The following is a 20,609-nucleotide window of genomic DNA, read 5'->3' on the forward strand; positions in this document are numbered from 1 at the left end:
CAGGGAATGTTGTTGTAACATAGGGTTACACACCTTTCTTGTTGGCATGGTTGGTCGCACTTCCATGATACCAAACAAGCGAGGTGTTTTTTTGTCAATACGAGTAAATCTACTGAATTATCCTTACGCACTCAATGGTTTAAGCCATTTTTCTAGGTGCGAAAGTTGAGTTATTAATAAACATCGAAAGCAAGGAAGGAATTCGGCTGTAAAACATGGCATACAATTGAACAGACGTTTTGCATGATGGGGTTAGCCAGTTATTGCTGGCTGGCCTTTTTTGCATGTTTTGTTTGAAATTTCGATTTCTAATGGGATCCTTATAAAATCCTTAGAATTGTTTTATAACATTCTTTTCAAGGACACATACGAAAAGGATGAAGACGAGAATGGAACCATTTATTTTGCAAACCGAGCATTTAAGCAAGACGTTTAAATCACAAATCGCGGTCAACGAGGTATCGCTTGCGATCCGGCGCAACACCGTTTACGGGCTGCTCGGACCGAACGGCGCAGGAAAGTCGACGATGCTCAAAATGTTGACCGGCATGCTGAAACCGACCTCCGGGGAGATCCGTTTCGAAGGCCGGCCCTGGACGCGGGCAGACCTCCATCAGATCGGCGCGTTGATCGAAACGCCGCCCCTGTACGACAATTTGACGGCACGCGAAAACTTGAAGGTCCGGTGCACGCTCTACGGATTGCCTGATTCCCGGATTGACGAAGTGCTTCAACAGGTCGATCTGACAGGAACGGGACGCAAACGTGCAGGCCAATTCTCCCTCGGCATGAAGCAGCGCCTCGGCATTGCGATTGCGTTGTTGAATCATCCCAAGCTGCTTATTCTCGATGAGCCGACCAATGGCCTCGATCCGATCGGCATTCAGGAGCAGCGCGCATTGATCCGCTCTTTTGCCGAACAAGGCATTACCGTCATCGTTTCCAGCCACATCCTCTCGGAAGTGGAGCAGGTTGCCGACGATATCGGCATTATGGCCGGAGGGGTTCTCGCTTATCAAGAAGCCGTGAAACCCGGTCAACAACTGGAGCCGTTGTTCATGCAGATCGCCAGCAAACATCGCAAGGAGGGAGCGTGAGCATGAGCCAATATATTCGTATTCTTCGGGCCGAACATCTCAAGCTCAAACGAACGTTTACGCGCAAATTGATGTTGACGGCCCCGCTGCTTACGTTATTTCTATGTTTCATGTTAATGGGAGGGCGTTTCTTTCAAAGCGGAAGCTTGAACTGGTGGTATACCATGATCTTGCCCGGTGCGCTGACGCTGATGTGCAGCGGCGTGCTTCGCAAGGATGGAGGAAAGCTCCGATATCGTCCGATCCTTTCGCTGCCGATACCTGCATCGCTGAGTTGGCTGGGCAAAATCGGCGAAGTGGTCATTCTGTTTTTCGGAGCGTCGATGTGTTTGTGGGTCGCTTTATTCGCTGTAGGATTGCTCTTGGCTGGTACCATCTCTGCCATGGACAGTTTGCTGGGGACGCTGGCCATTTTCGCCACGTTCCTCTGGCAAATTCCGTTTTGCCTCTTTCTGGCAGACCGTGTCGGCACCTTCGTTACGCTGATCATAAGCATGATCGGCAACTTCGGAGCAGGCGTTATCTTTCTCCCGACGTCGGATCTATGGTGGATTCCTTACGGCATTCCCAGCCGGTTGATGTGCGCCATCATTCAAGTGCTGCCGAACGGGCTTCCGGTGCCTGCCGGCGATCCGCTTCTGGATCAATCGGTCATTCTGCCGGGATTGCTTATCAACATCGGATGGTTCGTGCTGCTGTCCTTCATAACGGCCAAAGCATTCCAGGGCAAGGAGTCGAAGTAAAATGAGCATGTTCATTCGTTATATGCGTGCCGACGTGATCAAGCTGCGCAGACAATCGCTGCCATGGATTCACCTGGCGATCCCGTTCATCGGCATCGTGCTGTTTCTTTCGTATTATGCATTCACACCGTATTCCGATGCCTCCAAAATCGATGGATACCTGCAGGCCGTTGCCATTGCACTGCCTGCAATCATCGGCATCGTATGTGCAATTGCCGCGGAACAGGAGTATAATGCAGGAGGCTTTCAACATTTGCTGACATCACCGGTCAAGGTGTTTCCTTTTCTTAGCAAGCTCAGCCTTCTCCTGGTGTTTGGTTTGGCAAGCATCCTAACGGCGGCCGTAGGATTCGGCGTTGGAAATGTATTCATTTTGCAAAATGAAATGCAGGATATATCTTTTTACATACTGGCGGGACTGATCTTGTTCGGCAGCAGCATATTCCTTTACGTATTTCATTTTATCGTTAGTTTGAGATGGGGAAGAGGTGCTTCCATGGGACTGGGCATCGCGGGGAGTCTGGTGTCTGCGCTGCTGTTGACCGGACTGGGGGACGCCAATTGGGTTTACGTTCCGTTTGCCTGGCCATCCCGATTGATCACCTTGTGGTCAAGGTTTGCAGGCGAGGCTGCAAGCTCCGTACGTGCGCATTCGATGTTGGGCATGGGAATCGCCTGTCTGGCGGCGGGGACCCTCTTGATGATTGCAATATCAGTTGCATGGGTATGGCGTTGGGAAGGAAAGCATGCGCTTGAATAGGATCAGCGGGTTGGATTGCCCATGGATATCATGAAGTGAAAAAGAAGGAGGGTGGTCCGAACATGGCACGACTATTGGCCGTTGACGACGAACCTGCCGTGCTCGCGCTGCTATCGAACATTCTGCAAAAGGACGGTCATCTGGTGACGGCCGTTTCCGACCCGTCCACCGTGCAGGATCAACAGCTTGGAACCTTCGATTTGATCATGCTCGATGTGATGATGCCCGGGATTGACGGTTTCCAATTATGCCGGCAAATTCGGGACAAGGTCGATTGTCCCATTCTGTTCCTTACCGCCAAATCGATGGAAGGGGACATCATGTCCGGCCTTGCCGAAGGAGCGGACGATTACATCGTCAAGCCGTTTGGCGCCGGAGAGCTGAGAGCAAGAATCCAGGCCCATTTAAGGCGCGAAAATCGCGAAAAGCGTAACGTGCTGTGCATCGGCGACATGCATTTCAATTTGTCCGGAAAGGAAATACGGGTTCGGGGTCAGGACGTTCCTTTAACCAAAAGCGAATACGCCATCTGTGAATTTCTCGCGATGAAGCGGGGACAGGTGTTTTCCCGGGAACAAATCTATGAATCGGTGTTCGGGTATGAAGGGGAAAGCGATTCTTCCACGATCGTGGAGCACGTCAAAAACATTCGCGCCAAGCTGAATCGGGTTGGCGAATCGCCGATCGAGACCGTGTGGGGGATCGGTTACCGATGGAAATGACGACACGAGCGAAGAATCGGAAACCGACCAGGCTGCGTTCCTTGTTTATGAAATACCTCATGTTTTTCTGCGCAGGGATCATCGTGCTCGGATTGCTGTTGGGAGGCCTCTTCATTGCCATGCTGTCCTGGGGAGCCATTCTTCCTGCCAATTACGCGGAAAAGCAAGCGGCGGCTGCCGCCGCTTCATTCGAGCAGGAAGGAACCGTCCCTTCTTCTGATGACGCGTTGTTCCGATATGCTTTGTTGTCATCCGATGGGGAATGGGCAGCGGGAACGTTATCCCCAAGGGATGCTTTACAAGCTTGGACCGAGCTTAAGGAACGGATGGTCAACACAAGCCTTACCCATGTTTACGTGAAAGCCGTTCATCAGGATCAGGTGATGCTGTTCCGTTACTCCGTCTCGGCGCAATTCGAGCCTCTATGGCTGCGAAACGTTATACCGAGCGCAGAAATTGCTTTCTTTGCTGCCTTTCTCGGCCTGCTGATCGCCGGCGTTCTGTGGCTTGCATCGGCTTTTGGGCGGACGTTGTCGCTCAAGCTGAGGGGGCTCAGGCAGGCGGCAGAGCATGTGCAGAACCAGGACTTGGACTTTGAGATTCGAATGAGCGGCGTAAGCGAGATCGATCAGATTCTGGACTCGATGCATCAGATGAAGGAAGCGCTTCGCAGCTCACTGCAGCAGCAGTGGAAGCTGGAACAGAGCCGCCGCGAGCAAATTTCCGCCTTGGCCCATGACGTCAAAACGCCGCTGACCATTGTACGGGGAAACGTCGAACTGTTGTCGGAAACCGGGCAATCGGCAGAGCAGCAGGAATATACCGCTTATATCACCGATAGCGTCCGCCAGATGGAGCAATACATTCGAACCTTGATCGATATAGCGAATACCGAAACATCCATGTCTTTGAACAGGAGAGAGGTAGATGCGCATCAATTCGTCGAACGGGTAAAAGGACAAATCCACGCCTTGGTTGCAGTCAAAAAACAGCATGCGGTTTGGGCGGCTTCTTCGTTCCCTCCAAGGTTTTATGCCGATGAAGACTTGCTGGAGCGAGCGTTGATGAACGTGGTCCATAACGCTTCAGACCATATGGCAGAACATCAACAAATGACGATTCGAATGGAGGCGGCGGGACAAGGCGTGCGATGGACGATCATCGACGAAGGCCCTGGTTTTTCGGCCGAGGCGCTCAAATATGCCACCGATCAATTCTATATGGGAGATGCCTCCAGAAGCTCCACCGGCCACTATGGAATGGGGCTTTACATCTCGCAGCACATCATGCAAATGCACGGGGGAATGCTTCGTCTCGGCAATTCGGATGAAACCGGAGGGGCCCAAGTGACGCTGGAAATCCCCGTCGGTGCCAAACGATAACTGAATAGCGGCAGCTCTTGGTTTGGCCTAAACCATGGCTGCCGCTATTTGGTATGCATGGATTGGATTTATGACGATTTTCGCGTCAGAGAAATGAAGGATTTTTTAGGGTAGACAATCCGTTTAAATTCATATATGTTAATACTTATTAAAAGTATAATATGAAGTGAAGGCGGGTAAGCGGAATGAAGACAGAGAAACAAAAAATGCTGGATGGAGAACTTTATAAGGCCTGGGACCCGGAATTGACGCGTGATCGGACCCATGCCAGAAGACTGACCCGAATGTACAATCAGACCACCGAAGCCGATGAGGAGAAGCGTATACAGATTCTGAAAGAACTGTTTGGTTCGACTGGCGAGAACTTGAGCATGGAACCGAATGTGCGGGTGGATTATGGATACAATGTGCACGTCGGCGATCATTTTTACGCGAATTTCGATTGCACTATTCTGGATGTATGTGAAGTAAGGATCGGGCATCACTGCTTGTTCGGACCGGGCGTTCACGTGTACACTGCGACTCATCCCGTTGACCCGTACGAAAGAAGCCAAGGACCGGAATACGGCAAACCGGTAACGATCGGTAACCATGTCTGGGTCGGCGGGCGCTCTGTTATCAATCCGGGCGTGACCATTGGCAACAATGTCGTCATCGCTTCAGGATCGGTGGTCACCAAGGATGTACCCGACAACGTGATCGTCGGTGGAAATCCTGCAAGAGTGATCCGAAAGATCGAGGAAACCTCGATGAATCGGAATGACAACGAAATGGATAAAGGCTAAGCTGGGCGTTAACCCGAATTCATTTTGATGGGGCACGATCCCATACAAGACACTTTATGTTGTACAAGCTTTTGCGTGTGCCGTCCTTCGCTGCGGACATTCAGTTTATGGAAACGGCGAACCGATGCCGTCTTATCCCGAGATCGTGCTGACGCAAACATTTCAGCAGGATTTCGAGACGGGACTGCGTTTGCTGGCAATGGACGCATTACACCCTTCAATGCAAGATAGTATACACATTAAATAAACGAGCGCCTCCGCCAGGAGACGCTCGTTTTGATCGTTAAAAGAACAACTTATGCATAAGAAACGATGGTATTCATGAGGTTTTGCTTGAGCTGATCCGATGCGGGCATGAGCGGCAGCCGCAATTGTCCGGTCGCGATGATCTCTTGCTGGGACAGCCACCATTTGATGGCTGCGGGAGCAGGTTCCGAGAAGACCTGGCGAATCAACGACTCCACCTCTTTGAAGCTGTCTCGGGCGCCTGTAACGTCGCCGCTTGCAAAGCGCTGGTAGATGTCCACGTATTTCGGCAAGTTCAGGTGCGCGGATGCAAGCATGCCGCCGGCAGCCCCTTGGCAGAGCATCGCGTGGAAATAGAAATCCTCCCCGCACAGAATCGGTTTCGTATCATGCTTCGTCAACTGGAGGAGCAGGTCCAGTCCGCCGGAGCTGTCTTTCAGGCCGATTACGCCATCCAGGTCAAGCACGGTGCGAATCGTGTCGAGCGTCATCCGACTGCCGGTACGTGCCGGAATTTCGTATACCAGAACAGGTAATCCGGTGCCGGATGCGGCGCGAAAATGCTCCACAATGCCTTCTTGCGTAGGACGGTTGTAATATGGAGTGACCACCATGGCCGCGTCTGCGCCGATTTTGGCAGCCATTTCCGTGCGGCGTACCGTAGAGTACGTATCATTGGTTCCCGTGCCGACGACGATTGGAATGGTTTTGTTCAGCTCTTTGAGCACATCCTGCGTCGTTTGTACCAGTTGCGCAGCTTCGTCCCAGGATACGGTCGGCGATTCGCCCGTCGTGCCGTTTACGACAAGGCCTTGAATGTCGTGCTCTGCCAAATAAGTGACGTAATTCCGGTAAGACTCGATGTCCAGCTTATGATCGCTCGTAAAAGGTGTAATCACCGGTATGAAAATCCCATGAATATGTTTTTCGTTCATCATGATCAGTTATCCCTTCCCGTTGGATTGATTCTAATGTAACATAGGAGTGGATATCAGAGTTATCTATAATAAACGATGATTCTAATCAATTTTTTCGATGAGGTGACCCGGATTGGATTTCATCTACCTTCAAACGTTTCGCGAAGTGGCCATACGCGAAAGCTTTACAAGAGCCGCAGAAGTGCTCGGCTACGCGCAATCCAGCGTGACGACCCAAATTCAGAAGCTCGAAAAGGCTTATGACGTCAAGCTCTTCGAACGATACAGCAACAATAAAATTCGCTTGACCTCCGCAGGGGAGGAACTGTTCAAGCTCGCGGGGCAAATGCTGGAATTGTTTGAGCAGTCCAAGGAGAAAATGGCCAAGCAAGGCGGAGGTTCCATGACGATCGGCACGATGGATTCGATTGCATCCTATTATCTGCCAACTTATATGCAGGCGACCCGCAAGGAGTATCCCGAACTGAACATTCGTTTGCATACGGATTCGGAAGAATTGATCTTGCATCAGGTGAAGGAAGGGGAAGCCGACGTTGGGCTGATTCTTGCGGACGATTCCAGCGATCCTGCTTTGCAGTGGATAAGGATCAGGGAGGAACCCCTAGTGCTCATCGTTCACCCCGGCCATCCTCTGCTCAGCAAGGAAGAGATTGTTCTGGACGACCTGAACGATGCGGAATGGATCATGCCCGAGCATACGTGCAACTACCGGCAGCTGCTGGAACGCGTGCTTCGCGCGAATGGCATTCCGTATCGGGTAGGGTTGGAACTGGGCAATCCCGAGGCAATCAAGCGCAGCATCAAAACCGGGGAAGGCATATCCATCTTGCCGCAGATGGCAGCCATGGAGGAGATCGAACGCGGGGAACTGATGACACTGCCTTTCGATCATCCCGAGCTGAAGCTGGAGATTCAGCTGGTTCTGCATCCCAAGAAGTGGGTGTCCAACGCCTTGCGGCATTTTATGGATATACTGAAAGTATAACTAGGGGCACATGTGTAACAGCCGTTTTCCGATTGATGATCGGGGAGCGGTTGTTTTTTTTCATATAAGTCATCCAATTAACTTTATCGGATATTTACTATACGAGTAACCTATGTTACAGTTAACACAAGTTTCAAATAACATAAGAATGGGGAGAAGAGGATACAATGTCCATCCAATATGCCATACTCGGGCTGCTGAGCTGGAAACCGGCTTCGGGCTATGAGCTGAAAAAAGTCATCGAGCAGTCCCCGACCATGCATTGGTCCGGCAACAACAATCAAATTTACCGCTCCCTTGTCCAATTGCTGGACAAAGGCTACGTGACCAATGAAGTTCAGCACCAGGAGAGCTCCCCATCCAAAAAAGTGTACAGCATCACGGATGCAGGATGGTCCAGATTGAAAGAATGGGTCCTTACCGAACCGGAGCTTCCCGAGTTCAAAAACACGTTCCTGATTCAATTGGCATGGTCTGAAGCGTTGAGTGACGAGGAATTGCTTGAGTTGTTGTCGCAGTATGAGAGCAGAATCCAGGCAGAGCTTCTGTACCAACAGGAAAAACTGAACCGGGGCGTCCCGGCACCTCATCGGAGCGAACGCGAAACGTTCATATGGAACAAAATCTCCGAAAATCTGTTGTCGTCCTATCACCATGAATTGGAATGGCTCCAAAGCGTCCGCGAAGAACTTCACCAAACCAAAACAAGCAAGGAGATGACCCAAATGAATCATACCATTGTTGAACAAGACGGACGAAAGTATATCGAAGTATTATCCGCCGAAACGCCCCTTGGCACGGAACAGGATGCGCTTGACCTGATCGGGTTGTGCATGGAAAAAGAGATTAGCTTGCTTATGCTGCATGGCGAGGCTCTTTCCGACGATTTCTTCAAGCTGAGAACAGGGGTGGCCGGCAAAATGATTCAAAAATGGATCAACTACCGCGTCAAAACGGCTGCTGTCATCCCGGCGGAATTGGCCCAGCAAGGACGTTTTAAAGAAATGGCCGCTGAATCCAGCGGCAGCAGCGCATTTCGCATATTTGAACATAAACACGACGCGCAGCAGTGGCTGTTGAAAGATTAAACACTAAAGACACGCAATCTTGATCGATTGTCATTCCAAAGTTCAATGCCATCGCCTAAAAAAGCCGCATAAGATGCGGTTTTTTGTTCGTAATGGCATGTTCGTTCTCTCCCATTTTCTACATGTACAGGCCCAACATGCGTCAATGAAAGTAAGGCGCGATTAGCAAGCATGCTGTCGTGCTTTGCTAGTTACATGGCATTACGGAAAGGATATGATAAGTACCGTAGGCTCATAAGCAAGCTGCTTTACATCCGAATGTGTCAGTCCGCAGAAGGAGGCGCAAACAAATGACAACCGATTCCTTTGATCGCATCAAAATGCCGCCGGGTTTCTGGGAAGGGCTGCGTCAATTGGGGATTGCTCCGCAGGACGTAGCTCGTAAAGCCGGATTGCCGCTCACGATCATTTCCGAACCAGCCGTAAACACCGCCCAATATTACGCAATTTGGCAGGCGTATTCCGACCTGGCAGGCGATATTGCCCAAGGCATGATCAAACTTGCCACGATTTATGAAACCGCGAAATATCCGCCAACCGTGCTAGCGACATACCATGCCCGGGATTATCGGGATGCCTTGCAGCGGATGGTCCGATATAAACAGCTCTGTCCTCCCGAAAGCTTGCGCATGAGCGAGAACGGCGAGGAATGTGCCATTACATTGGAGTGGCTCGTTGCCGACCAATCTTGCCCGCCATTGCTTGTAGGCATCACACTGGCATTCCTGCTTGAATTGGGACGGCGGGGCACAGGCCAGCCTTTGACGGCGCGCGCCGTGGAATTCACGCAGCCGATGGGGGATATGCATGCGCTCGAAGCATACTTTGGATGCCAAGTCCGGACAGATGCCGATCACAATCGGTTGACGCTGCACCGGAACGATCTGGATCGTCCTTTTTTGACCTACAATGAACAACTTTTGGAGATTCTGACCCCTGCATTGGACCGCACGCTGGATGAACACCAGGGAAGTCGTTCCGTGTCGGACATGGCCAAATGGATCATGAAGCGCAGCCTATCCGGGGGGCGTCCCGATATTCGGACGGTTGCCAAGGAATTAGGCATGAGCGACCGTACGCTGCAGCGCCGGCTAACCGATGAAAACACAAGTTTCAATCATTTGCTTACGCAAGCAAGACATGAACAGGCACGGATGTATTTGGCAGACGCATCGCTCGATATCAAGGAAGTAGCCTTTTTAATCGGATATGAAGACCAGAACTCGTTTTACCGCGCATTTCGCGCCTGGGAAGGCGATACGCCCGCTCATTGGCGCAGCGCGCATGCAGAGACGCATGACGAAGACGCATCCACGCCTGCAGATCGACCGGATTTCCATTAAACGACGAGAACAGAAAAGGGAGAAATGCACTATGGATATGGGATTGAACCACAAAACCGCGTTAGTAACAGGATCGACGAAAGGAATCGGCAAAGCTATTGCCATTGAATTGGCCAAAGAAGGCGTTAACGTACTCATCAATGGACGAAATTCTGAAGAGGTAGAACGCGTAGTCGGCGAAATCAAGTCTGCCTATCCGAATACGTCCCCACAAAATGCGGCAGCCGATATCGTGAATGCCGCCGGGCGCGAAGCCTTGTTCGAAAAGTTCCCTCAGATAGATATTTTAGTGAACAACGCCGGCATTTATGAGATCATGTCATACGATGATGCGGACGAGGCCGTGTGGGAAAAATATATTCAGACCAACGTGCTTGCCGCAAACGCGCTGACCAAATTGTATATGCCCCGCATGCTGAACAACGGCTTTGGGCGGGTCATCTTTATTGCGAGCGAAGAAGCGGTGATGCCGTCCGGACAGATGCCGCAATATGCGATAACCAAATCCATGCTGCTCTCCTTGTCGAAGAGCTTGTCCAAATTGACGGCAGGCACGGAGGTAACGGTCAACACGATCATGCCTGGACCGACGCTCTCCGAGAACGTGCAGCAGATCATCGAGAGCATCATTCAGGACGAGAACATGACGTTCGAAGAAAAAGAAAAAACCTTCATGGCCGCCAATCTTCCGCAATCCGAATTGCAGCGGTTCATCAGACCGAGCGAGATCGGCAGGCTTGCTGCATTTGTATGCAGTCCCTACGCGACCCCGTTCAAGGGTTCCCCGATTCGCATGGATGGAGGAATGGTGCCGACGATTTTCTAATCGTTCGCGTTATTCCCGACATGAAACGATTGACACTGTTCCAACATTTGGATAACATGAACTCATGAATTTCATGCATGTCCATTTGATCCATACGCCCAACCGGCAGACAGGGAAATTGGTGTCTGTGGTTTGGGCTGTTTTGTTATACAGGCCTTCATCTCATGCAAAAATCCAATCATACGGAGGTCGTTGATATGAACAACAAACAGCAAGAGAATCAGGCGATGGTGGAACAAGCATTGCGACGGTATACGACGGGGAGTTTGCCTCAGTTTACATTTTTGGGGGGATCGCAGAATCAGGCCTATGAGTACAAACAGGACGATAGAAATCTCATCTTGAGATTGACGCCAATCGCCAATCGTTCGGAGTTGATGGTACAAGGTGAGTTGGATTGGCTCCTTTTTTTAGCGGACAAAGGCATTTCGTTGTCCAAACCCATACCTTCGATTCAGGGGAAACGAACGGAAGTGGTTTACTCCATGGAAGGTGGGGCGATCTTTGTTGTATTTGAAAAAGCGCAGGGAAGAAAAGTGGAGTATCCGGAATGTCTGGGGGATAACGCTTTATATGAACGGTTGGGCCGGTTAACGGGAAAAATGCATGCGTTGTCGAGGGAATATGTGCCGGCCAAACACCAGCTCAAAAGGCATGAGTGGCATCAAAACTGGTACCTGCAGCATCTCGATTTGCTGCCGCAATCACATGTTAAGGCGCGTCGCCAATGCAGCACATTGATCCGTGAAATCGGTTCATTACCGAAAGATGCCCAATCCTATGGGCTGATCCACGGCGATATCAATGTCGGCAACTTCAGGGTAAGCGGGCAAGGGAAGATCACGCTGTTCGATTTTGATGAAGCGCAGTACAGCTGGTATGTGGAGGACATCGCGGTACAACTGTATTATTTGGTGTATGTCTATGGCGGGGAACAAGGGGCGGAACTACGTGCACAGCAGGCACGGCGATTCATGGATCCTTTTATGAAGGGCTATCGGGAGGAACATCATCTGGACGAATACTGGCTCCAGAAGCTTCCGCTGTTTCTGAAATTACGGGAGATCATCGTATATATCGGTTCATTTCGAAACTGGGACGGGGACGAAACCTTCAGCAGTTCGAATAACCAGTGGTTCAAGGACTGGATAACAGAAAGCAGGGCAAGAATCGAAAACGGCATTTCGATCGTCGACATATGGAGTTAGGAGAACCACATGGATATCTAACAGATAGCAGCTCCGGCTCAATTATCGTGCTATAACACGATGGAGCGACATTTGTTGTATGATTTATCGTAGTTGAACGATTCATGCACTGGAATTTTACAGCAGGGGAAGAGGGATGGCATGGCTGCGACACTTGTTGCCGACGACGACGCGAACATTCGCGAGCTCGTTTGTTTGTTTTTTTGCAACGACGGATTCGAAACGCTTGAAGCTGCCATGAGGAGCAAGCCAAACAATCCGCACAGGGCAAATGCATCCCGATGGAAGGCTCGCATTACCTGCACCATACGAAATACAAAGAAATTGCCCGGGAATTTAAGGCGTACATGCAGCAAATTCAATAATATGCGTTCAACGGAATGGAACTGCGGCGCCGTACTCGGTGCCGTGGTTTTTCGCTATGAGCATTGGCTCTTGCATGCAACTTTTCAGATGTTGGGAACGTTGGTTAATGAAGAGAGAGGTTTACCATTATAAGATTTCAATACGGAGGTCTGATCATGCCCAATACCGAAACCAAACGGGACTTTAAAGGGTCCAATAGAAGAATAGTTCGGCGTACAGCGTCAGGCATCATTGCGGCAGTGCTTATGGCCGGCGGGATTGCCGCCATGGGGCCGTCCCATGCATACGCCGAAAAAGCCGATGTGTCCATAAGCCATTGGTACGGATATCCTCAATTGCAGGTACCTGAACTGAAACCTGTCTGGGAAGCGAAAGTCGACAACTATTTGAAAAATGAAGCTTATTACGGACAGCAGGCGATTGCGGAGGACGGAAAGGTATTTGTTTTCTCCGGCAAAAAACTCATTGCGCTCGATGCAAAAACAGGCAAACGCTTGTGGGCCTATGGCAAAGGATTGACTCCGATTGTTGCTTATGGGAACGGCGTCGTATACGGCTTGACGGCTGACCATAAACCGTATGCGGTGGATGCCAAAACGGGCAAAGCCAAATGGGTATCCGGCTCGTCCACGTGGATTGAAGCTCGTTTGCGGACCGAGAAGCTGGTCCCGACTGCGGATACGCTGTATATGATCAACGGCAGCACGACGTTTGCCTTCGACAATCAAACAGGAAAACTGCGCTGGAAGGCCGATGAAGCGCTCGCGGAAGGAAACGGCACCGAATATTTGGAGATCGCGGACGGCGTCGTGCTTCGGACATTCATGGTTCAGGGGGCGCTCACATCGGTTCAGCTGAACGCTTACGACCAAAAAACGGGCAAAAAATTATGGGACGAGTTCGGGCAGGGGGAAGCGCTGCATATCAAAAACGGCCTTGTCTATACTGCCGATTATTATTCTTCGAGATTAACCGATTACGAATCATCCCCTGATCGCGCGATGAAGATCAGTGCGTACAACCTGAAGACAGGGGCTTTAAAAGGCACTCGTGAATATCGCTGGAAAATGGAAGGCGAACCACCGTACACGTACGGGTACGGAGCCGTGCTGGCCAGCGGGGACAAATTGTACATGGAGCAGGGCAACAAGGTGGCTGAGTATCCGCTGGATGCGTTCAAAGAAGGGGAGAAACCTTTGCGGACATTCCAACGCCCCTATGGGGAGGGCTGGGAACTGCTCACCGTTGCGCAGGACCGGCTAATTTACAAATCGGGAGACGGGGAGTTGGCAGGCATCAAGTTGGCGAACGGGCAGGCAGTGCAATGGAACGGGGATGCACCGATATCTAACGTTAACGTGTACGGCAAGGGCATGTACCGGGCAGAACGGAACGGGACGCTGCTGGCGATCAACATGCTGACGAATCAGCCTGTGTTCCGCGTCAAAACCGGGGCGGACCTGCATGAATCCACGTTGAAAACAAACGGAATGATCATCATTCAGGCGGAAGGCCGGCTGCTCGGCGTGAAACTTCCGGCATCATTGAAATAACGCACATACTTACAGTTTGACGAACAATTGGCCGCTGCACTTCTTTAAAGAAGTGCAGCGGTTTTTCTTTTGTAATGACAAAATTGTCATAATAATATTGACAAAAGTCACTGACAAACTTATAACTAAAATATTATGTAAACATGATTCTCGGAGGGCAGTGAATGAATTACAACGATGAAGCAGGCTTTTTTGCCAAAATGAAAGCTCCGGGGAGGAGTACGCTGAAAGTACATCCACGAAGCGCAATTCTAGCAGGCATCGGAGGTTTTGTAACGATCGGCATCTTGTCTTTCCTGACAAGCTGGACCTCCAGCGAGTGGCTCATGGCTCCGTTCGGTGCGAGCTGCGTATTGGCTTTTGGCTTGTGGGATGCGCCATTATCCCAACCGAGAAACATTATCGGCGGACATTTTATTTCCACGTTAACAGGACTGATCATGTATCACTTGTTCGGCAACAGCAACTGGGTCATCGCCGCAAGTGTGGGCTTATCGATTCTTGTCATGATGCTCACCAAAACGACCCATCCGCCTGCAGGCGCCAATCCGCTGGCCATCATGCTGGGCGGAACCGGCTGGTCGTTCCTGTTCATGCCGGTGCTGACGGGGTCGTTTCTGATCGTGCTGGTCGCGCTGGTGATCAACAACCTTGATAAATCGCGCAGATATCCAACCTTTTGGTATTGATGCTCGGAGCATCTGGAATTTAACTTGAACCGATACAGAACGGGCAAAGAAAGAGGACTTCCATCCGTGAAGTTCTCTTTTTTGCTTTACTGCACTCGCAGTGCCCTAATGTGATTGATTCGTATAGTTTCTAGGGTGAGGACGGATATACATACTTGAGCGTTCATCTTTGTACACATATCAAAATAGTGATAATATACGTCAAAATATAGAGAGATTGCAACAGAAAATATCAATATCATTACATTTGTGGTTATAACAATAGAATCACGCCCGGGTGACAGGACTGTTAACAGCGATCACGATACAGATGGAGGAAAGAATTGAAATGGCTACATTATTGCTCATCTTGATTTACCTTGCATTCATCGGACTCGGACTTCCGGATGCGCTGCTTGGCAGCGCATGGTCCGTCATGAAGCAGGATATCGGCGCCACGACGGAAATGGCGGGTTACATCTCATTAACCGTTTCCTTCTGTACCGTCATCTCCAGTTTGTTTGCAAGCAGATTGTTGCACAGGCTGGGCACGGGAAAAGTTACGCTCATCAGCATTTTGTTCACAACGATGGCGCTGCTTGGCTTTGCGGCATCCAGCGAATTTGTGTTTTTGATCCTCTTGGCCATTCCGTTGGGACTTGGCGCTGGGTGCGTAGATGCGGCATTGAGCAATTACGTCGCATTGCATTTCAAAGCAAAGCATATGAGCTGGCTGCATTGTTTTTGGGGAATTGGGGCCATGACGGGTCCGTTTGTAATGTCTTTTTGGCTGACCCATGGAAACAACTGGCGTGCAGGATATTTCACAGTCGGCATGCTTCTGCTGGTCATCGTCATCGCACTGCTGGCATCGTTGCCGTTATGGCGGATTTACGAAAAAGGCAACATCGAAGAGGGCAGTGCGCAAAAGCTGGTCAGCAACAGGGAAGCCGTGCGCATTCGCGGCGTGAAATCGTCCATGCTGGCCATGCTTTGTTACAACGGGTCAGAGACCGCTGCCGGATTGTGGATCGCCTCCTTTTTGATCGCGGGCAAAGGGCTTGATCCCGCTAAGGCTGCTGCCTATACGTCCCTTTTCTATATCGGGATCATTATCGGTCGTGTCTTTTCGGGATTTCTTTCGACGAGCGTTTCGAGCAAAAACCTGATACGATATGGCGGACTTATCGGTTGCTTCGGCCTCCTTGTCCTTGTTTTGCCTGTCCCGCATTGGGGTGCGGCAGGCGCTTTGTTCATTGTCGGCATGGGCGGTGCGCCGATCTATCCAAGCATCGTCCATGCTACGCCGGAGCGGTTTGGAGAAAAGGCTTCATCCAGCGTGATTGGACTGCAGATGGCCAGCGCATACACGGGCTCCACGCTTATTCCGTTAATGACGGGTATGGTGGCCGGCCGATTCGGGATGTCCTGGGTACCCGTCATTCTGCTCGCGCTCTTCGGCATCATGTTTGTTGCTACTGAAACGGCGAACAGAGCTCTTAAGATGGGGATCCGCTGACGGCTGTTCATTCGGAAACACGGGTTATCCACGATTTAATGTGCTCCATCTCTGGCAGACCATGCAAAAGATAAAAAACAGTTGAACGGCCTTGGTCCTGAAATCATTCGGACGGAGGCCGTTTATTTTTTTCATCGCTCCAACGTTGATGGGGTAGCAACGGCGCACATGCGTACGCCTCAGCCAGTCAAGACGAACCGAGCATTTACAAACCCAAAGATAGCGATTCGTAGCCTTCCGGCGGGCGGTTTTTTCGAGTTTTCTCGTAAAAATCGGTATAATGGAGGGATTACATATAACTATATGTTGCAGGCAAGGAGTTGAGGAAACGAATGGAATGGATCCAATGTTTATTGCTCTTATTGAGCATGGCTGCGGACATGGGAACGGAATCGGGAAATAAACCTGCTGCACCGGCAGGCTCGGCCGATTCGACGTATTATGTTTCCAAAGAAGGCAGCGATGCCAACCCGGGAACGAGCAGCAAGCCGTGGAAAACGCTGCAGCACGCAGCGGATACGGTTCCCGCAGGCGGTACGGTGCATGTACGGGGAGGAGTGTATAACGAAAAACTGAAAATGACGCGCTCCGGTTCGGCATCGAAAGGACCCATTGCTTTTGTGAGCGACGGATCGGACAAGGCGATCATTGACGGATCAGGGCTTTCGGTCACAGGCAGCGAAGGTCTTGTCGAACTGAGCGATGTAGAGTATGTGACCATCCAGGGATTCGAAATTCGAAATTATTCGACGGCAGCGAGGGATGTGGTGCCGATGGGGATATACGTACATGGTTCCGGCAGTTTCATCCAGTTAGTGAACAACGACATTCACGACATTCATAACACGGCCAGTCCGGCCGGTGAAGACCTGCGCGGCCGGGATGCGCATGGAATCGCCGTTTACGGCACAAAAGCACCGGAATCAATTCATGATATTACCATCGCGGACAACGAACTGCATCATCTCGTGCTTGGTTCCAGCGAATCGCTGGTGTTGAACGGCAACGTGGACCATTTTGTCGTATCGGGCAACCGAATCCACGATAACGACAATATCGGCATCGACCTGATCGGTTTTGAAGGCATAGCACCAGATGCTGAGTATGACCAGGTACGGAACGGCGTGGTGAAGGAGAATTATGTGTACAACATTTCAGCGAACAACAATCCTTCCTACGGAAAGGAGCTGCCCAACGGCAGTTTTTCTGCGGGAGGCATCTACGTCGATGGAGGCAAAGAAAGCGTGATCGAACGAAATTACAGCTATGATAACGATATCGGGATCGAGATTGCCTCAGAACATGCTGGACGAACGACAGACCATATTACGGTTCGCAGCAATCTGGTTTATAACAACCGTCTTGCCGGGATCGCCATCGGCGGATATGACGACGAGCGGGGCTCGACGTCCCATACGAAGATCGTGAACAACACGTTGTACAACAACGATACGTTGGAAGAGGGAAGTGGACAGCTTTTCGTCCAGTATGATACCCGGAACAATGTCATCCAAAATAATATTTTCGTGGCAAGCGCCTCCGGTGTGCTGATTTCTAACGATTACACCGAAAATGCTGGGAATGTGGTGGATCATAATTTGTATTTTGCCAAGGGAGGCCCGGAGGACGCGGAGTGGACATGGATGACCAAAGGGTACAACGGATTCGCGGCGTACCAAGCTGGAAGCGGGAACGATGCACACTCCCGGTTCATGGATCCCCAATTCATGCATGCAGGCAAGGGCGATTTCCGTCTGCGGGCTGCGTCCCCGGCGATGGATACGGGAGAAGCGCTTGGGGACATGCTGGGGACCTTCGATCTGGATGGCAATCCAAGAGTCAGCGGGTCCGGCGTGAACATGGGGGCTTACGAATAGCCCCTGTATTCAGGGAGGAAGCTTTGTGGCTGAATTGACTTGTCCAATAATTCAAGATAGAATAATTTGATTTAGTAAATTAGTGGATTAGTAAAGGAGAAGTGGGGAGAAGCATGAAAATTCCAACTACTTTGAAACATAAACCGGTCGTTGTAGCCGAAAATTATGAGCGCGTGGATGGCCGGCTTGGTCCAGACAGCGATGCCAAAGGCCTTTCCCTTGGATTGGCTCAATGGAATGATCGCGGGAAGGTGGATATTTCCGCCAAAGTATGGAGATACACGGGAGAGAAATGGTCGCGGCAATCCGAGGAGCTGCCGCTTCATCGTGTGCTGGATTTGTCCATTTTGATCTGCCGTTCATTGGAGCATTTCCGGGAAGCTTACCAGTATGAACACCTGTATGACGAGAACAACCCGGTTATTGATCGCGTCGGGCTGCAAGGCGACGCCTTGAATGTAGCCGTCTGCACGGATAACGAGAAAATCAACGACGATATCAAGCTGTTTAGCCAAGCACTGAGCGACAACGACGAGATGATCGGGGAACGCCTGCGCACCTTGTCCAAAATTCTTCGCGACATGGGGTACTAAGCCCATTTTTGCGTGTTCACGGAATACCATTTCATGATAAAAAAAGAAGCCGAAATTCCTTTTAGATAAAGGGGATTTCGGCTTCTTTTCGTTTTGGGCTGCTCTGGAAAAACGAGAAATGAGGTTGACTTGCATGGTAAAGCAGGATAAACTGATGCAGTAATTTAGTAAATTACTAAGTTAGTAAATTAGTAAATGTGAAAGAAGGGGAGAACTATGAAATCACCCACGCAGCTCCATCACCAACCCGTCATTGCTTCGGATCGTTATGAGCAGGTGGATGGTGTAAGGGCAGGCAATAAAGCAAGCAAACGTCTCACATTGGGCGTCAGTCGGGAAGCCGGCACGGGTAGGGAAGAAATTTCCGCGATATTATGGAGCCAGCTTGGTGGAGATGCTGCAGAGTCATCCGAGCCGATGCTGATGCATCGGGTGCTTGACCTGTCGATCCTGATTTGCCAATCGTTGGAGTACTTTCAGGAAGCCTACAGGTACGAGCATTTGTACGATCCCGCACAACCGGTGATCCAAAAAATTGGTCTGCAAGGCAGTGCCATGACGGTGGCGGTCTGCACCGAAAATGACAGCATTCGCGAGGATATTCAGGCGTTCAGCCGGATTTTGAATGACAACGGCGAAATGATCGGCGAACGGCTGCGTACGTTGTCGGCCATTTTGAAGGAAATGGGGTATTGACATGTTTTCCAATCGATACGTTCGGACCGTCATCCTTTCCCGAGTGCTGCTGCAATTGGGCATATGGATTCGGAACTACGCGGTTTTGCTGTTCGTGACGCAGTGGACGAACAACAACCCCGTTTACGTTTCCCTGATTTCGGTCGCGGAATTTGCCCCGATCTTTCTGTTCGGACTGATTGGAGGCACGTTTGCCGACCGCTGGAAGCCGAAACGAACGATGGTGTGGAGCGATCTATGGTCTGCACTGTCGGTGGTGGCCGTATTGTTGACCGTGATGAACGGGGGATGGATCGCGCTTCTCATCGGATCATTCGTTTCCGCCAGCCTGTCCCAGTTTTCGCAGCCTTCTGCGATGAAACTGTACAAACGCCATGTTCCGGCAGAACAAATTCAGGGCGTGATGGCCATGTCGCAAACGCTGGTGGCCACATTCATGGTGCTTGGTCCGGTGATCGGGACGTTTATTTTCATCCGGTTCGGCATTGAAGTGTCCCTTGTTTTGACGGCAGTTCTATTTCTGGGATCTGCGCTGATCCTGTCCTCACTGCCTCGCGACGAAGAAGAAAACCATTCCGGTCAAACGGGCAAATTCATGGCGGAATTGGCTGCCGGACTGAAGTACATTGGTGCCAACCGATCGTTAAGGACGCTTAGTTTGACGTTTGCCGCCGTCGGATTGGCCTCGGGATTAACGCAGCCGCTACAAATTTTTCTCGTGATCGAGCAATTAAGGCTGGACGTGTCCTATTTGCAATGGTTCGTTATGGCGAACGGGGCGGCGATGCTGATCGGCGGTGCCGTTATTATTTCCCAGGCCAGGAAGATGAGTCCGCAAACGATGCTTATGGCAGGTCTGCTCGTCTCTTCCGTTTGCACGATCGGCATCGGAGCCTCCACTTTGATCTGGCTCACGGTTCTGCTGCTTGTCGTTAGCGGTTTGGTCTACCCATGCATTCAAGGCGGTATCCAAACATTAATCGTAGGAAACAGCGAAGCGGCTTACATCGGGCGGGTATCCGGGACCATTACGCCTGTGTTTATGGGCATGATGGTCGTCGGCATGCTTGTATCCGGATATATGAAGGATTCGTTTTCGCTGCTGGCCGTCTATGCGGTGAGCGGAGGTTTGATTATCGTCGGGGCACTATTGCTTGTTCCGATCCTTCCCCGCAAGAAGGAGAAACAGGCCAGGATTCAACAGTTGTAATAAG

Annotated in this window: 19 protein-coding genes and 1 pseudogene; 19 read left to right on the forward strand and 1 reads right to left on the reverse strand. The window is 50.7% G+C overall.

Annotation, left to right across the window (positions count from 1 at the left end):
• Positions 1 to 389: 389 nt before the first annotated feature.
• From L6H98_RS06400 to L6H98_RS06425, 6 genes are all read left to right on the forward strand, one after another.
• Complete coding sequence (locus L6H98_RS06400; protein ID WP_236413764.1) at positions 390 to 1,097, forward strand: lantibiotic protection ABC transporter ATP-binding protein; 708 nt, start codon at positions 390 to 392, stop codon at positions 1,095 to 1,097.
• 2 nt (positions 1,098 to 1,099) lie between these two features.
• Complete coding sequence (locus tag L6H98_RS06405) at positions 1,100 to 1,840, forward strand: lantibiotic immunity ABC transporter MutE/EpiE family permease subunit (RefSeq protein ID WP_236413766.1); 741 nt, start codon at positions 1,100 to 1,102, stop codon at positions 1,838 to 1,840.
• A gap of 1 nt (position 1,841) precedes the next feature.
• Complete coding sequence (locus L6H98_RS06410) at positions 1,842 to 2,600, forward strand: lantibiotic immunity ABC transporter MutG family permease subunit (protein WP_236413768.1); 759 nt, start codon at positions 1,842 to 1,844, stop codon at positions 2,598 to 2,600.
• Between the two features lie 62 nt (positions 2,601 to 2,662).
• Positions 2,663 to 3,322, forward strand: coding sequence for a response regulator transcription factor (locus L6H98_RS06415; RefSeq protein WP_236413771.1), 660 nt, complete (start codon positions 2,663 to 2,665; stop codon positions 3,320 to 3,322).
• Positions 3,313 to 4,704: a HAMP domain-containing sensor histidine kinase gene (locus L6H98_RS06420; protein WP_236413773.1), complete on the forward strand. Its 1,392-nt coding sequence runs from the start codon at positions 3,313 to 3,315 to the stop codon at positions 4,702 to 4,704. Before L6H98_RS06415 ends, L6H98_RS06420 begins: the two co-directional genes overlap by 10 nt.
• Before the next feature lie 185 nt (positions 4,705 to 4,889).
• Positions 4,890 to 5,489 carry a sugar O-acetyltransferase gene (locus L6H98_RS06425; RefSeq protein WP_236413775.1) on the forward strand — a complete coding sequence of 200 codons (600 nt, stop codon included), beginning with the start codon at positions 4,890 to 4,892 and terminating at the stop codon, positions 5,487 to 5,489.
• Positions 5,490 to 5,785: 296 nt separating this feature from the next.
• Here the strand turns inward: L6H98_RS06425 and dapA are convergent, their stop codons facing one another.
• The gene (gene dapA, locus L6H98_RS06430; protein WP_236413777.1) at positions 5,786 to 6,673 is read right to left on the reverse strand and encodes a 4-hydroxy-tetrahydrodipicolinate synthase; all 888 of its coding nucleotides are present in this window, start codon (positions 6,671 to 6,673) and stop codon (positions 5,786 to 5,788) included.
• Between the two features lie 112 nt (positions 6,674 to 6,785).
• Here dapA and L6H98_RS06435 point away from each other — a divergent pair, with 112 nt between their 5' ends.
• From L6H98_RS06435 to L6H98_RS06495, 13 genes and pseudogenes are all read left to right on the forward strand, one after another.
• A complete protein-coding gene (locus tag L6H98_RS06435) occupies positions 6,786 to 7,658 on the forward strand; it encodes a LysR family transcriptional regulator (protein WP_236413779.1) in 873 nt (290 codons plus the stop codon).
• Between the two features lie 167 nt (positions 7,659 to 7,825).
• Positions 7,826 to 8,746, forward strand: coding sequence for a DUF4180 domain-containing protein (locus tag L6H98_RS06440; RefSeq protein ID WP_236413781.1), 921 nt, complete (start codon positions 7,826 to 7,828; stop codon positions 8,744 to 8,746).
• Between the two features lie 290 nt (positions 8,747 to 9,036).
• Complete coding sequence (locus L6H98_RS06445) at positions 9,037 to 10,089, forward strand: AraC family transcriptional regulator (RefSeq protein ID WP_236413782.1); 1,053 nt, start codon at positions 9,037 to 9,039, stop codon at positions 10,087 to 10,089.
• A gap of 31 nt (positions 10,090 to 10,120) precedes the next feature.
• A complete protein-coding gene (locus L6H98_RS06450) occupies positions 10,121 to 10,915 on the forward strand; it encodes an SDR family NAD(P)-dependent oxidoreductase (protein WP_236413784.1) in 795 nt (264 codons plus the stop codon).
• A gap of 197 nt (positions 10,916 to 11,112) precedes the next feature.
• On the forward strand, positions 11,113 to 12,123 hold the full coding sequence (locus L6H98_RS06455; protein WP_236413786.1) for a phosphotransferase: 1,011 nt from the start codon (positions 11,113 to 11,115) through the stop codon (positions 12,121 to 12,123).
• A gap of 141 nt (positions 12,124 to 12,264) precedes the next feature.
• Positions 12,265 to 12,357: pseudogene (locus tag L6H98_RS06460) on the forward strand (DNA-binding response regulator); the annotation flags it as partial.
• 287 nt (positions 12,358 to 12,644) lie between these two features.
• Positions 12,645 to 14,042, forward strand: coding sequence for a PQQ-binding-like beta-propeller repeat protein (locus L6H98_RS06465; RefSeq protein WP_236413789.1), 1,398 nt, complete (start codon positions 12,645 to 12,647; stop codon positions 14,040 to 14,042).
• Between the two features lie 164 nt (positions 14,043 to 14,206).
• Positions 14,207 to 14,731: an HPP family protein gene (locus L6H98_RS06470; protein ID WP_236413790.1), complete on the forward strand. Its 525-nt coding sequence runs from the start codon at positions 14,207 to 14,209 to the stop codon at positions 14,729 to 14,731.
• 328 nt (positions 14,732 to 15,059) lie between these two features.
• The gene (locus L6H98_RS06475; RefSeq protein ID WP_236413791.1) at positions 15,060 to 16,229 is read left to right on the forward strand and encodes an MFS transporter; all 1,170 of its coding nucleotides are present in this window, start codon (positions 15,060 to 15,062) and stop codon (positions 16,227 to 16,229) included.
• Between the two features lie 380 nt (positions 16,230 to 16,609).
• Positions 16,610 to 18,106, forward strand: a complete 1,497-nt coding sequence (locus L6H98_RS06480) for a right-handed parallel beta-helix repeat-containing protein (RefSeq protein WP_236414324.1) — start codon at positions 16,610 to 16,612, stop codon at positions 18,104 to 18,106.
• Positions 18,107 to 18,219: 113 nt separating this feature from the next.
• Positions 18,220 to 18,699, forward strand: a complete 480-nt coding sequence (locus tag L6H98_RS06485) for a DUF6530 family protein (protein WP_236413792.1) — start codon at positions 18,220 to 18,222, stop codon at positions 18,697 to 18,699.
• 216 nt (positions 18,700 to 18,915) lie between these two features.
• Complete coding sequence (locus tag L6H98_RS06490) at positions 18,916 to 19,395, forward strand: DUF6530 family protein (protein ID WP_236413793.1); 480 nt, start codon at positions 18,916 to 18,918, stop codon at positions 19,393 to 19,395.
• 1 nt (position 19,396) lies between these two features.
• Positions 19,397 to 20,605 (forward strand): MFS transporter, encoded by a 1,209-nt coding sequence (locus L6H98_RS06495; RefSeq protein ID WP_236413794.1) that lies wholly within the window; start codon positions 19,397 to 19,399, stop codon positions 20,603 to 20,605.
• Positions 20,606 to 20,609 lie beyond the last annotated feature (4 nt).

Origin of the sequence: Paenibacillus sp. JJ-223, assembly GCF_927798175.1 — a bacterium.
Classification (GTDB): domain Bacteria; phylum Bacillota; class Bacilli; order Paenibacillales; family Paenibacillaceae; genus Paenibacillus; species Paenibacillus hubeiensis.